Origin of the sequence: Aeromonas sp. ZOR0001, from assembly GCF_000801015.1 — a bacterium.
GTDB lineage: Bacteria > Pseudomonadota > Gammaproteobacteria > Enterobacterales > Aeromonadaceae > Aeromonas > Aeromonas veronii.
The window spans coordinates 26,411-38,998 of the sequence record NZ_JRJY01000051.1 but is presented as its reverse complement, the minus strand read 5'-3'; the positions used below and the strand labels follow the sequence as shown (position 1 = coordinate 38,998).

The 12,588-nt window shown below is 63.2% G+C and carries 13 protein-coding genes; 9 read left to right on the top strand and 4 right to left on the bottom strand.

The features are described from left to right. Positions 1-185, bottom strand: a 185-nt coding sequence (locus tag L972_RS06920; RefSeq protein WP_047436971.1) for a DEAD/DEAH box helicase, incomplete at its 3' end; no start/stop codon positions are given. Between the two features lie 143 nt (positions 186-328). Between L972_RS06920 and L972_RS06915 the strand changes: the two genes are divergently transcribed. After that, positions 329-1,156, top strand: a complete 828-nt coding sequence (locus tag L972_RS06915; RefSeq protein ID WP_047436968.1) for a transporter substrate-binding domain-containing protein — start codon at positions 329-331, stop codon at positions 1,154-1,156. Positions 1,157-1,214: 58 nt separating this feature from the next. On the opposite strand, the gene tpx is transcribed toward L972_RS06915, so the two are convergent. Beyond that, entirely contained in the window at positions 1,215-1,715 is a 501-nt protein-coding gene (gene tpx / locus L972_RS06910) for a thiol peroxidase (protein ID WP_005348842.1), read from the bottom strand. A gap of 184 nt (positions 1,716-1,899) precedes the next feature. On the opposite strand from tpx, the gene L972_RS06905 reads away from it, so the two are divergent. After that, positions 1,900-4,353 carry a zinc/cadmium/mercury/lead-transporting ATPase gene (locus tag L972_RS06905; RefSeq protein WP_047436964.1) on the top strand — a complete coding sequence of 818 codons (2,454 nt, stop codon included), beginning with the start codon at positions 1,900-1,902 and terminating at the stop codon, positions 4,351-4,353. Between the two features lie 428 nt (positions 4,354-4,781). Continuing rightward, positions 4,782-5,195: a hypothetical protein gene (locus tag L972_RS06900; protein WP_047436963.1), complete on the top strand. Its 414-nt coding sequence runs from the start codon at positions 4,782-4,784 to the stop codon at positions 5,193-5,195. 49 nt (positions 5,196-5,244) lie between these two features. Here the strand turns inward: L972_RS06900 and L972_RS06895 are convergent, their stop codons facing one another. Continuing rightward, a complete protein-coding gene (locus L972_RS06895) occupies positions 5,245-5,973 on the bottom strand; it encodes a 1-acylglycerol-3-phosphate O-acyltransferase (protein ID WP_047436961.1) in 729 nt (242 codons plus the stop codon). A 185-nt stretch (positions 5,974-6,158) separates the two neighbouring features. Here L972_RS06895 and L972_RS06890 point away from each other — a divergent pair, with 185 nt between their 5' ends. Genes L972_RS06890 through L972_RS06875 form a run of 4 tightly spaced genes read left to right on the top strand, consistent with a single transcriptional unit; the run spans position 6,159 to position 9,905 of the window. Further along, the gene (locus tag L972_RS06890; protein ID WP_005354882.1) at positions 6,159-6,536 is read left to right on the top strand and encodes a hypothetical protein; all 378 of its coding nucleotides are present in this window, start codon (positions 6,159-6,161) and stop codon (positions 6,534-6,536) included. Positions 6,537-6,590: 54 nt separating this feature from the next. Beyond that, on the top strand, positions 6,591-8,633 hold the full coding sequence (locus tag L972_RS06885; protein WP_047436958.1) for a protein-disulfide reductase DsbD family protein: 2,043 nt from the start codon (positions 6,591-6,593) through the stop codon (positions 8,631-8,633). 9 nt (positions 8,634-8,642) lie between these two features. Beyond that, a complete protein-coding gene (locus L972_RS06880; protein ID WP_047436956.1) occupies positions 8,643-9,386 on the top strand; it encodes a DsbA family protein in 744 nt (247 codons plus the stop codon). 3 nt (positions 9,387-9,389) lie between these two features. Continuing rightward, complete coding sequence (locus L972_RS06875; RefSeq protein ID WP_047436954.1) at positions 9,390-9,905, top strand: protein disulfide oxidoreductase; 516 nt, start codon at positions 9,390-9,392, stop codon at positions 9,903-9,905. Between the two features lie 76 nt (positions 9,906-9,981). On the opposite strand, the gene L972_RS06870 is transcribed toward L972_RS06875, so the two are convergent. Continuing rightward, positions 9,982-10,806: a LysR family transcriptional regulator gene (locus L972_RS06870; RefSeq protein WP_047436950.1), complete on the bottom strand. Its 825-nt coding sequence runs from the start codon at positions 10,804-10,806 to the stop codon at positions 9,982-9,984. 130 nt (positions 10,807-10,936) lie between these two features. Between L972_RS06870 and L972_RS06865 the strand changes: the two genes are divergently transcribed. Together L972_RS06865 and L972_RS06860 are read left to right on the top strand one after the other, a co-directional pair. Further along, positions 10,937-11,815 (top strand): NAD(P)-dependent oxidoreductase, encoded by an 879-nt coding sequence (locus tag L972_RS06865; protein ID WP_047436947.1) that lies wholly within the window; start codon positions 10,937-10,939, stop codon positions 11,813-11,815. Further along, positions 11,812-12,564: an SDR family NAD(P)-dependent oxidoreductase gene (locus tag L972_RS06860; RefSeq protein WP_047436945.1), complete on the top strand. Its 753-nt coding sequence runs from the start codon at positions 11,812-11,814 to the stop codon at positions 12,562-12,564. The genes L972_RS06865 and L972_RS06860 overlap by 4 nt, the downstream gene beginning before the upstream one ends. The last annotated feature ends 24 nt before the right edge of the window (positions 12,565-12,588 follow it).

Here is a 12,588-nt window from a genome sequence, read left to right as displayed (position 1 = left end):
AACCGTTGCAGCAGCGGCAAGCCAAACGCCAGCGTCTTGCCGCTGCCGGTCTGGGCCAGCGCCAGCAGATCCTGCCCCGCCAGCGCCGCCGGAATGGCCAGCTGCTGGATGCGGGTCGGCGTCTGCAAGGTGGCGGGCAAAGAGGCAAGCAGAGCGGGATGAAGGGCAAGTTCGCTAAAGGTCATGGCGCTACGTCAACAAAGAAGTGGGAGGCGAAGTCTAGTGAGCGGGGGCCGAGAAGTAAAACCCTATCCATGATGGCCTGGCCGAGGGGGCTGGCGACCGGCTGACTACACTTTAGCTGACCCATCACCAAGAGAGACTCGCCATGACCAGACACATCTCCCTTCTGCTGCTCGTGGTCACCCTGCTCGGCAGCGCCACCCTCGGCCTGTCGCAGAATCCGGAGAACGACGTCGCCCTCGAGCCGCCGAAACCGGGGCGCATCCTCAATGCCCACCTTGGCGAGCTACCGGGGCTGGTCAATGCCGACAAGACAGGCCCCTTTGTCGACCTGGTACACGCCATCGATGATCTCTACCCCGATGTGACCATCAAGATCACCATCTACCCCATCGCCCGTGCCATGGCTGGGGTGCTCTCCGGCAAGGCTGATCTGGGGCTGCCCGCCATCCGCAACCTCAAGGATATCGATATGCTGGCTTATCGCTTCAGCACCCGCAGTTTTGGCAAAGTTGCCCATGTGATTTACAGCAATACCGCCTATCCGGTCACCACGGATATGGCCTATGGCATAGTGCCCACCAAACGGGATCTGCTGATCGAGGCCGTTCCCGACTATATGCCCTTCCCGGTGCAACGCTCGATGAGTATCGAGCAGTCACTGCGCAAGCTCTCACGCGGCCGTATCGACGCCTTTGTCTGGGCGCAAGAGGAGGCCGACCTGATGCTCAAGCAGCTGGGGCTGACCAATATCAGGCGAGAATTTTTCGGAGATTTCGAGGATGTCTTCATCATCCAGAAACGGGCTGCAGGTGATGAGATGGACGAATTTCTCCGGCAAGCCATCGATCAGCTGGCTGCAACCGGCAAACTGGCCGAGATCTACGAGAAGATCCACCGCCCCTATGTGGAGTGGCAACCCTCCCCAACCGCCAAGGCTGAACCGGCGACCACCCCGCCCTCTACGCCCTGAACGGACAATTCCCGCATAAAAAATCCCGCCGAAGCGGGATTTTTTATGGCTTGCAGCCTTACAGCACGGCCAGCGCCGCAGCGTAGTTCGGCTCGTCGGCCACTTCGGCGACCAGCTCGCTGTGCAGCACCTTGTTGTCACCATCCAGCACCACGATGGCGCGAGCGGTCAGACCGACCAGCGGACCGGAAGAGAAGGCAACGCCGTAATCTTCCATGAAGGCCGCACCGCGCAGGGTGGAGAGGGTCACTACCTTGTCCAGACCTTCGGCGCCGCAGAAGCGGGACTGGGCGAACGGCAGATCGGCGGAGATGCACAGCACGACAGTGTTCTCCAGCGCGCTGGCCTGCTCGTTGAACTTGCGCACAGAGGTCGCGCAGGTCGGGGTATCGACGCTCGGGAAGATGTTCAGGATTTTGCGCTGACCGGCAAAGCTTGCCAGGGTCACGTCGGAGAGATCCTTGGCCACCAAGGAGAAGGGCTTGGCTTGCTCACCGACGACCGGGAAGTGACCAGCGACGGAAACCGGGTTGCCTTGCAGAGTGACTGAGTTGCTCATGTGTTATGTCCTTTATTGGTGTAGTAAAAATCCGAGTGAACAGTATAGGGGCGGCGGGACCAGACAAACACCCGTTAAGACAAGGGATATAAAGGGGTTGACCTTGGACTTAACACCAAGGTTTAGACTCCTTCTCGGTAATCAGGGATCTCGCAGGGGCGGGATCCATCAAGAGGGACTCATCATGAGCAAATCCTGCTGCAATCATCAGCACGCCGCCCCCATCAAGGCCGTCAGCAAGGCGGCCCCCGGCCAGAGTGAGCATCACCACGATAGCCACTGCTGCGACAACACCACGCCCGTCAGTTGCTGTTCAACCCAGACGCCTCATGAGCACGCATCCCGTGACGGCAATGAATCCCCCGGGGATGAAGAGCCTCCCCGAAGAAGCTGTCACGATCAAGCGTGCTGCAGCGCCCCCTTATCGCCAGCTCACGATCATGAGCATGAGCATGAGCATGAGCACGATATACCCCCTGCAGACCCGCTGGTTGCGCCTGCGCAAGGCAACAGCCGCCACAGCTGGCAGGTGTTGGGGATGGATTGCCCCAGCTGCGCCCGCAAGATCGAGACAGCCGTCAGCCGGGTGAGCGGCGTGCAGCAGGCGCGCGTGTTGTTTGCCACCGAGAAGCTGGTAGTGGATCTGGCCCCCGGCCTCTCCCCCGATCCCGTCACCGCCGCCGTGCTGGCCGCCGGTTTCCAGCTCAAAGGGGAAAGCGCTGACAAGCACGCAGCTGTCCGCAAGCAAGCTTCACAACAGCCCCTGCAGGGCAATCTATTCGATAACTTTTTGGGCAAATATTGGCAGCCCCTGTCACTGGCGGGTCTGATGCTGGTTGCCGCCCTGCTGCCGAAAGAGTTCGGTCAGCCGCTCTTTACCCTGGCGACCCTCTGGGGGCTGTGGCCTATCTCTCGCAAGGCGTGGGCGCTGACCAAAAGCGGCTCCCCCTTCGCCATCGAGACCTTGATGACGGTGGCCGCCGTGGGCGCCCTGTTTCTCGGCGAGACCGCCGAAGCGGCCATGGTGCTGCTGCTCTTTATGCTGGGGGAACATCTGGAGGCCTACGCCGCCGGACGCGCCCGTGCCGGGGTCACAGCCCTGATGGCGCTGGTGCCTGACAAGGCGCTGCGGATCCGTACCACTGCCGAGGGCGAGGTGCGCGAAGAGGTCGGCGCCGATGAGCTGCGTCCCGGCGATATCATCGAAATCGCCCCGGGCGCCCGCTTGGCAGCAGATGCCCACCTGCTCGACGCCCTCGGTGCATTTGACGAAAGCGCCCTGACCGGTGAATCCATTCCGGTGGAACGCCGCCAGGGTGACAAGGTGCCGGCCGGCAGTCTGGCTGCCGATCGGGTACTGCGCCTTGAAGTCGTCTCCGAGCCCGGCAACAACGCCATTGACCGTATTCTGCACCTCATCGAGGAGGCCGAGAGTCAGCGCGCCCCTATCGAGCGCTTTATCGACCGCTTCAGCCGCTGGTATACCCCGGCCATGATGCTGGTTGCCCTGCTGGTGGTGCTGGTGCCGCCCCTTGTCTTCGGCCAGAGCTGGGATGAGTGGGTTTATCGTGGGCTGGCGTTGCTGCTCATCGGTTGCCCCTGTGCGCTGGTCATCTCTACCCCGGCTGCGGTTACCTCCGCACTGGCGGCGGCAACCCGGCAGGGGGCCCTGATCAAGGGTGGTGCAGCACTGGAGCGATTGGCCCATATCGATACCGTGGCGTTTGACAAGACTGGCACCCTGACCCTGGGCAAGCCGCAGCTGACCGAGCTGGTGAGCCTCAATGGCCAGCCGGAAACCGAACTGCTGGCACTGGCGGTTGCCATCGAGCAGGGCTCCCACCACCCGCTGGCCCGTGCCGTGGTGGCCGCTGCCAACGAGCAGGGGCTGGCACAGGTAGAAGCCCGCGATCTGCGTGCCCTGCCGGGCATGGGTGTTGAAGGGCGCATCAACGGCGAGCTGTGGCAACTGCTGGCACCGAGCCGGATAGCTACGCTGAGCAAGGGCCAACACGCCCAGATCGCCATGCTGGAGCAACAGGGCAAGACGGTGGTCGTGCTCTGCCAGAGCAGCAGCGAACAGGCTCTGCCGGTGGCCCTGCTGGCCCTGCGGGATCAGATCCGACCGGAAGCGGCTGCTGCGCTGCAAGAGCTCAACCGGCTCGGCCTGCAGAGCATCATGCTGACCGGGGATAACCCCAACGCTGCCGAGGCGATCGCCACCGAGCTGGGCATGGGCTGGCGCGCCGGTCTGCTGCCGGAGAACAAGGTAGAAGAGATCGCCAAGCTGGCCAGCACCCGGAAGGTTGCCATGATTGGCGATGGTATCAACGATGCCCCCGCCATGAAGCGGGCCAGTATCGGCATCGCCATGGGGGGCGGCACCGATGTGGCGCTGGAGACCGCCGATGCGGCGCTGACCCACAACCAGCTCGGCGGTATTGCCGCGATGATCCGGTTGTCGCGGGCGGCACTGGCCAATATTCACCAGAATATTGCGCTGGCGCTGGGGCTGAAGGCCATCTTTCTGGTCACCAGCCTGCTCGGCATCACCGGTCTGTGGATTGCGGTGCTGGCCGATACCGGCGCCACCGCGCTGGTGACCGCCAACGCCTTGCGGCTGCTGCGCAAGCGTTAAGCCAGCCAATGGCATCCCAGCCAAAAGCCGTCCCCCAACCGGGACGGCTTTTCTTTTTCCTCTCATTTCTCTCACGGCACCCCGTAAAAGAAAAAGCGCGCCTGCCGGTCGGCAGTCGCGCTTTGCTTACTCTCTCGGAGTTATCCCACCCTTGGCGAGGTGGAATTCAACCCGGGGGCGCCGAGCCATCCCCCGAGCTCAATAAGCTTCAGTTCCCATTTCAAGCGCGAAATTCTAATCAGCGGCAATCGATTCAAATGTGAGCGGAATGGCAAAAAAACCATCCAGTTTCAACAAGATAACGTTTTCAGACTGAAACTTCGATCCGGCTCACAGACCTCGTGACCATTTGGCCTCATATCTGGAAAACGGCAGTCACGGGGTCAGAAAAGCAATGTCTGATCAAGTGGATAGACAAGGAGTAAACAATGAAACGGATTGAAGAGCAGGCCAGACGGCTTGATCAGGAGTACCAGGCGATCGGGCAGCTATTCGACCAGTTCTGCCAGCAAGCTGGTGCACTGGCCGAGCTGTATCACTTCTTCAACTGGCCCGATTATGAAGACTCGCCCCCGCTGAGCCGCGCCTTCACCCTGCTGGGGGAACCCCGCCAGCTGCGGCTGCGCTGTCAACCCGGTGAACGCTCCGCCCTCAATGGCCTGATCCAGGTAGTCTCGGAGGATGGCACCATAGATGCCAGCCTCGGATTTCGCGCCGATGGCCAGTTGCTGCTGGAGTCTGGCAAACTGCTCGATAACCCACCACAACTGCTGCTCAAGCTGCTGCTGGGAGCGGTCTGGCAACACAAGCCGCAGGAGGAGATCAACGGGCAACAGCACTGAACCATCAGTGATGTAGAGATAGCCCTTGTCGATTCATCGGCGATATCCGTCAGGCGGCGTGGTTGTGGCCCAGCTTGCTGTCCAGTTCAGTCAGCTTGGCCTCCATCCGGGCGCGGCAGGTGTCGGAGAGATCGCGAATGCCGCTGGCACCGTGCTCCTTGCTGCAGACCGGCGCCATCACTTCCACCAGCACTTCGCCGTTGTCCCAACGATTGAGATCGACCTGACCGAAGTAGCTGGAGCAGACGATGGGCACCACGGGTACTTCAGCCTGTACCGCAGTGTGGAAAGCGCCCGCCTTGAACGGCAGCAGGCCGCGCCCCTGGGAGCGGGTCCCTTCCGGGAACATCCAGATGGAGGTGCCGCGGTTCTTGATGCGATCCACCACCTGACCTATGGTGCCGATGGCACGGGAGCGGTTGGAGCGGTCGATCAACACGTTGCCGGAGAGCCAGAAGATGAGGCCGAACAGCGGCAGCCAGAGCAGACTCTTTTTGCCCACTGCCACCACGCCAGGCTGCACAGCACCGGTCACGGTGAAGATGTCGAAGTTGCTCTGGTGGTTGCAGACGTAGACCGCCGGGCCGACCGATTTGACCTCATCGGCCACCGTCACCTTGACTCGCAGCCCGATCAGCGGGCAGACCGCGTGATACATGCGGGCGAACACATAGACGTTGTTGGGATGGCGCGGACGAACCAGACAGAGCAGCAGGCCGAACAGGAACCAGAAAATGAGCAGCAGACCAAGCAGCAGCACACGGGCAATTTTGAGCATCGAACACCTCGAGTTTTAACTCGGCGCAGTATACTGATCCCCCTTTTAGCGAACAAGCGTTCGCCAAACAGAACCGACCACCCTCCCCGTCGCGCCACCCACATTGCTGCTCATCAATACGCCGCCGACTTGCCCCACCCGCCATTGGTCGTTAGGATGGCCCCATCTTGATGGACGGGGCGAACATGATGTTGCAACAAAGGGTAGCGAAACATCTCCTGCTGCTGGTCTGCCTGCTGGTGCTCAATTGTGCTGCCCAGCCGCTGGCCCGGCTTGCCCTGCTCGATCACGCCCTCAGCTGTCAGGCACTGCCCGTTCCAGGCTCGGCAACGGATCAAGAGGATGCCAAACCGGCCAGCCCGCAGCCCACCAGCTGCCAGCTCAACGGCAAGTGGCTAAGCGCTGCCACCCTGCTCTGCGTCGAACAGCTCTTCTTTGCCGTGGCCGTGCTGATCGCCCTGCTGGCCCCCCTTTGGCGCTACACACCGCCACTGCCCCCTCCCAGAGTCATCTCGCCGCCCGAGCGGCGTCTGCACCTCACCCTCTGCGTCTGGCGGGAATGAGTTCGGCTGCGTTCTTTCGTTAGCTGTCACTCAATTTTTTGCGAGACCAAAAAGATGTCGAATCTCTTCAAGGCGGCCCTGCTACTGGGCGGTCTGCTGTGGCAATCCATGGGATTGGCCAGCGACACGGGCTGGCTCACCAGCCCACAGAATGATCACGCCCGGGTACGGCTGCAGGCCGACCGCAGCACGGCAGATCAGACCCGCATCCTGCTCGATGTCGAGCTGGAATCAGGCTGGAAAACCTACTGGCACAGTCCGGGAGAAGGGGGCATTGCTCCCCAGACCCTGTGGGACGAGCCGGTCGGTGACTTTCAGTGGCGTTGGCCGGTGCCACGCCACTTCGAGGTGGCCGGGCTCAGCACCCAGGGTTATCAGGGGGAGGTGACCTTCCCCCTCAGCCTCAACTACCCAACTGGGCAACCGCTCAAGGGGACTCTACGCCTCTCCACCTGCAGCAATGTCTGCATCCTGACCGACTTTCCCTTCACCCTCACGGTGGATGGGCAGGCCCCAGCCGACTTCGATTTTGCCTGGGCGAAGGCGATGAGTACCCTGCCCCAGCAATTGCCTGCCGAAACCCGGGTCGAGCTCGGTTATCAGCACAACCAGCTGCAACTGCGCGCCGAGCGGGCAGAAGGCTGGCAATCACCAGCGCTCTTTATCGACGCTCTGGAGGGTGCCGAATTTGGCAAACCGGCGCTTGAGGTCGAGGGCAACACCCTGATCGCCCGGGTGCCGGTGAGCGATGGCTGGCAGGGGGATGCGCCGGATCTGCGCGGCCAATCCCTCGGCCTGCTGCTCACCAGTGGCGAGCAGGCCTGGCAGACCAAAGGCTCGATTGGCGAAGCGCTCGTATTGCCAGCGCCGAGCCAGCCCCTCTTCTGGTTGCTGGGGGCGGCGCTGCTCGGCGGCCTGATCCTCAACCTGATGCCCTGCGTGCTGCCGGTGCTGGCGCTCAAGCTGGGAACTGTGTTGCAACATCAGGAGCGTGAACAGGGAGCGGTGCGCAAACAGTTCCTCGCCGCCAGCGCCGGGATCATCGCCTCCTTCTGGGTGCTGGCGGCTATGAGCAGCCTGCTACGCGCTACGCAAGGGGCCGTCGGCTGGGGCATCCAGTTTCAGAGCGCCGGTTTTATCGGATTGATGGTGCTGGTGACCTTACTGTTTTGCGCCAACCTGCTGGGGCTGTTCGAGATCCGCCTGCCCAGCGCCCTCAGCACCCGCCTCGCCACCAGCGGCGGCAACGGCCTCGGCGGTCACTTCCTGCAGGGGAGCTTCGCCACTCTGCTGGCGACCCCCTGCTCGGCCCCCTTTCTCGGCACTGCAGTGGCCTTTGCGCTGGCGGCGCCACTCGGCCAGCTCTGGCTCATCTTCACCGCGCTCGGAATTGGCATGAGCCTGCCCTGGCTGCTGGTGGCGGCCCTGCCAAGACTCGCCCTCTGGCTGCCGAAACCGGGGCGCTGGATGAATCATCTGCGCATCCTGCTCGGCCTGATGATGCTGGGCTCCAGCCTCTGGCTCACCAGCCTGCTCGACAACCATCTCGGCAGCTATGCCACCGGCTGGCTGATAGTTGCCATGCTGCTGGCACTGCTGGCTGGCATCATCTGGCGTTACGGCATCCGCGGCTTCACTCTGGCGATCGCCCTCGCTGCCCTGATTGGCAGCCCCCTGCTGCTGAGCGGCGCCTTTAGCGCACAGGGCTCGGCCAGCGTTGACAAGGTGGTCTGGCAGCCGCTCTCTGAGCGCGCCATCACAGATGCGCTGGCCCAGAACAAGCGGGTCTTTATCGATGTCACCGCCGACTGGTGCGTTACCTGCAAGGCCAACAAATACAACGTGTTGCTACGCGATGAGGTGCAACAGGCCCTCTCGGCCCCCGATGTGGTGGCCCTGCGCGGCGACTGGAGCAAACCGAGCGACGCCATCGCCGCCTTCCTGCGTCAGCGGGGTGCGGCTGCGGTTCCCTTCAACCAGATCTACGGCCCGGAGTTGCCGCAGGGGGTCACGCTGTCGCCCCTGCTCGACAAGGACGATCTGCTGACCACATTGCACAAGGCTGGCCTGCTTCAGGCTGGCACCACCCGATTTTAAGGAGCAACCATGAAACCGACTCTGAGCGCCCTGACCCTGCTGGCCTCCCTTTCCGCAGCCCTGCTGGCTCCGGTCCTGCACGCTGCCCCCTTCACCCCGGAGCAGGAGGCGCGCATCAAGGAGCTGATCCGCGAGACCCTGATCGCCAACCCCAAGATCCTCGACGAGGCCGCCGAATCCTGGGAGAAACAGAACGCGGCAGCCCAGGAAGCGCAGCTTGGCAACTTCATCAAGGGCAACAAGGATGTGCTGTTCAACAGCGCCACCAGCCCGCGCCTCGGCGCCAAGAACCCCAAGCTGACGCTGGTGCTGTTCACCGACTACAACTGCCCCTACTGCAAGCAGTTCGATCCCCAGCTGACCAAGCTGCTCAAGGCCTATCCGGACGATCTGGGGCTGGTGATCAAGCTGCTGCCGTTCAAGGGGCAGACCTCCGCCAAGGCGGCCCAATACAGCCTGACCCTGTGGCAGCAAGATCCCGCCCGCTTCCTCACCCTGCACGACAAGCTGATGAGCAAGCAGGGGATGCTGACCGAGGCGGACATCAACAAGGCGCTGGCCGCCACCGGCAACACCGCGCTCAAACCGACCGCCAAGGCGACCGAGGAGCTGCGCAACAGCCTGCGCATCGGCACCATTCTGGGGGTACAGGGCACACCGGCGACGCTTATCGGCAACCAGCTGGTGCCGGGCGCCATCCCCTATGAGGAGCTGGAGCAGCTGGTGAAGGCCGAACTGGCCAAGCAGGGGTAAGCGATGACTACCAACCCTCAACCCCGCTGGCGCCGCTGGGGCAAGGAGGCGCTCTGGCTGCTGCTGATGGCGCTGGTCATCTCGACCCTGCTCGATCTGTGGCGCAGCCCGACCCTGCCAGAGGGGGCGATGAGCGCCCCCGTCACCCTGCAGGATGGCAGCAGCACGGATCTCGCTACCTTAAGTCAGGGCAAGCCGCTGCTGGTCTACTACTGGGCCAGCTGGTGCGGTGTCTGCCGTTTCACCACCCCGGCCGTGCAACAGCTCTGGCAGGAGGGGGAAAACGTGCTGACGGTGGCGCTGCGCTCCGGCAATTCGGAGCAGTTAGCCAAGGGGATGAGCAAGAAGGGGCTCACCTTCCCGACCCACAATGACGAGTCGGGAGCGCTGGCCGCCAAGTGGCAGGTAGGGGTCACCCCGACTTTCCTCGTTATCAAGGATGGCAAGCTGGTGAGCAGCACCACCGGCTGGAGCTCGAAGTGGGGCTTGCAACTGCGGCTCTGGTGGGCGTCGCTCTAGCCACGCAACTTCGTTGCCTTTAACAGGGCCATCCCACCGGATGGCCCTTTTTTATGCCGACATTTTTATCCCGACATCAGACGGGGAGCTGCATCCCGCGCACCTGCTCCAGCAGGGTGGTGACCGCTGTAGATCGCAACGCATCCGGGGCGTAGCAGAGCCCCACCCGTCGCTTGAAGGAAGAGGCCGCCAGCTCGGCGACCGTACAACCGGGCAGACAAAGCGAACGGGGCAACCAGGCGATCCCCGCCCCGGCGGCCACCATGGTCGCCGCCAGTCGCAGCGACCCCGCCCGCCGTGGATAGAGCGGCGCCTGATTGCCGAGGATGGCGATCAGCCGCAGGTGGGAGTCGTGGCGTGGGCAGGTGACCCAGGGCTCGTTCGCCAGCGCCGCCGGGGTGAGCGCTCCCTTGCCCGCCAGCGGGTGACCCGGCGGCAGCACCAGCACAAACTCCTCCTCCAGCAGGGGGATAAAGAGCTCGTCACCACAGCGCAAGGATTCGCAGCCCAGCCGCACATCGCCACAACAGCCCTCCTCCAAAGTCAGCAGGATCTCCTCGTGGGCGAGCGCCCCTTGCACCAGCGCCCCCACCACGCCATCACCCAGATCCGCCTCAATCCCCACCGTCAGCTCGAGGCAGGGGGAGGTTTCACGAAACTCGCGGGCGAGGGAGTCGGTGTCGGCGATCAACCGCTTGGCGCGGGGATAGAGCCGGTGCGCCGCTTCGGTCCCCTCCACCCCGCGTGCCTGCCGCACAAACAGGGTCACCCCCAGCTCATCCTCCAGCGTCTTGATAGTGGTGGAGAGGGTGGGCTGGGTAATGAAGAGGCGGGTGGCCGCCGCCGTGATGTTGCGCTCCTCGAAGACAGCCACAAACGCACGCAGGGTTCGCACATCCATAGAATTCACCTATACCAGACAGTCATAAAAGCCATTTTTCACGGCGATACTGGGCAAATATAGTGGCTTACCTGCCACAAGGCATCCTAATTATCTATATCAGCGTCTATCAACACCGTCAGGAGCCATCATGCGCCATCTCTCTGTCATCGGCCTCGGGGCCATGGGCTCCGCCCTCGCCACCACCCTGATCAAGGCGGGCCATCCGGTCACCGTCTGGAATCGCAGCGCCGCCAAGGCCGTCCCGCTGCAAGCGCTGGGTGCAACACTCGCCCCCTCGGTTGGCGCGGCCATCGCCGCAAGCGATATGACCCTTGTCTGTGTCGATAACTACGCCGTCAGCCAGCAGTTGTTGGATGAGGCGAGCGACGCCGTGGCAGGCAAGCTACTGGTGCAGCTCTCTACCGGCAGCCCGCAGGGGGCCAGAGCGCTGGAGAGCTGGAGCCACGCCCGCGGCGCCCGTTATCTCGATGGCGCTATCCTCTGCTTCCCGGATCAGATCGGCACCACTGATGCCAGCATCATCTGTTCGGGGGCCAGCGATGCCTTTAGCGAGGCCGAGCCGGAGCTGCGCCTGCTCGCCCCAACCCTCGACCATGTGGCCGAGGCGGTGGGCGCCGCTGCGGCGCAAGATTGCGCCGTCGCTGCCTACTTTGCCGGTGGTCTGCTCGGTGCCCTGCACGGCGCCCTGATCTGCGAGGCGGAAGGGTTGCCGGTGGCCAAGGTGTGCGCCCAGTTCAGCGAGCTCTCGCCCATTCTCGGTGGCGATGTGGCCCATCTGGGCAAGACACTGGCGAGCGGCGATTTCGATCACCCCTACGCCAGCCTGAAAACCTGGAGCGCCGCCATCAGCCGCCTCGCCGGTCACGCCACCGACGCCGGGATCGACTGCCGCTTCCCGCGCTTTGCCGCCGATCTGTTTGAGGAAGGGGTGGCGCAAGGGTTTGGCCAGCAGGAGGTGTCGGCCCTCATCAAGGTGCTGCGGGCGCGCAACGGAGCGGCACAATGAACGAGCTGACCAATCACCCCCAAATTGCACTGGTCACCGGCGCCGCTGGCGGGATTGGCCGCCAGCTCTGCATCGGGCTGGCCGAGGCGGGTTATCGGGTGATCGCCACCGATCTGGCCCCTCACGCTTTCGACCATCCCGAGATCCACTTTCACCCGCTCGATCTGCGGGATGAACAGGCCATCGTGCGCCTCTTTACCGAGGTGCGCGCGCAGCATGGCGGTGTCCATCTGCTGATCAACAACGGCGCCATCAGCAAGTTCCACACCCGCTTCGAGGAGCTGAGCGCAGCCCAGTTCGATCAGGTGATGACGGTCAATGTGCGCGGCGCCATGCTCTGCGCCCGCGCCTTTGTGCAGGCCAACTGCGGGTTGCCCTATGGCCGCATCATCAATATTGCCTCCACCCGCTGGCAGCAGAACGAACCGGGTTGGGATGCCTACGGCGCCTCCAAGGGGGCGCTGATCGCTCTCACCCAGTCCCTCGCCAACTCGCTGGCCGACTACCCCATCACGGTCAATGCCATCAGTCCGGGCTGGATCCAGGCGGAGGATTACCACACCCTGACCGAGGCGGATCACCGCCAGCACCCGAGTGGCCGGGTCGGTCGCCCCGACGACATCACCCGAGCCTGCCTCTTTCTGGCGGATCCCCAGAACGACTTTATCAACGGTGCCAATCTGGTGGTCGATGGCGGGATGAGCAAGAAGATGATCTACCACACCTCCGCTTCCTTCTGGGAGGAGTAACCCCTGCGGCGGCAGCCTTACCCC

Excerpts from the sequence above, each read along its gene's own strand:
- L972_RS06915 (WP_047436968.1), top strand. The coding sequence starts at position 329 with ATGACCAGACACATCTCCCTTCTGCTGCTCGTGGTCACCCTGCTCGGC.
- tpx (WP_005348842.1), bottom strand. The coding sequence starts at position 1,715 with ATGAGCAACTCAGTCACTCTGCAAGGCAACCCGGTTTCCGTCGCTGGT.
- L972_RS06905 (WP_047436964.1), top strand. The coding sequence starts at position 1,900 with ATGAGCAAATCCTGCTGCAATCATCAGCACGCCGCCCCCATCAAGGCC.
- L972_RS06900 (WP_047436963.1), top strand. The coding sequence starts at position 4,782 with ATGAAACGGATTGAAGAGCAGGCCAGACGGCTTGATCAGGAGTACCAG.
- L972_RS06895 (WP_047436961.1), bottom strand. The coding sequence starts at position 5,973 with ATGCTCAAAATTGCCCGTGTGCTGCTGCTTGGTCTGCTGCTCATTTTC.
- L972_RS06890 (WP_005354882.1), top strand. The coding sequence starts at position 6,159 with ATGATGTTGCAACAAAGGGTAGCGAAACATCTCCTGCTGCTGGTCTGC.
- L972_RS06885 (WP_047436958.1), top strand. The coding sequence starts at position 6,591 with ATGTCGAATCTCTTCAAGGCGGCCCTGCTACTGGGCGGTCTGCTGTGG.
- L972_RS06880 (WP_047436956.1), top strand. The coding sequence starts at position 8,643 with ATGAAACCGACTCTGAGCGCCCTGACCCTGCTGGCCTCCCTTTCCGCA.
- L972_RS06875 (WP_047436954.1), top strand. The coding sequence starts at position 9,390 with ATGACTACCAACCCTCAACCCCGCTGGCGCCGCTGGGGCAAGGAGGCG.
- L972_RS06870 (WP_047436950.1), bottom strand. The coding sequence starts at position 10,806 with ATGGATGTGCGAACCCTGCGTGCGTTTGTGGCTGTCTTCGAGGAGCGC.
- L972_RS06865 (WP_047436947.1), top strand. The coding sequence starts at position 10,937 with ATGCGCCATCTCTCTGTCATCGGCCTCGGGGCCATGGGCTCCGCCCTC.
- L972_RS06860 (WP_047436945.1), top strand. The coding sequence starts at position 11,812 with ATGAACGAGCTGACCAATCACCCCCAAATTGCACTGGTCACCGGCGCC.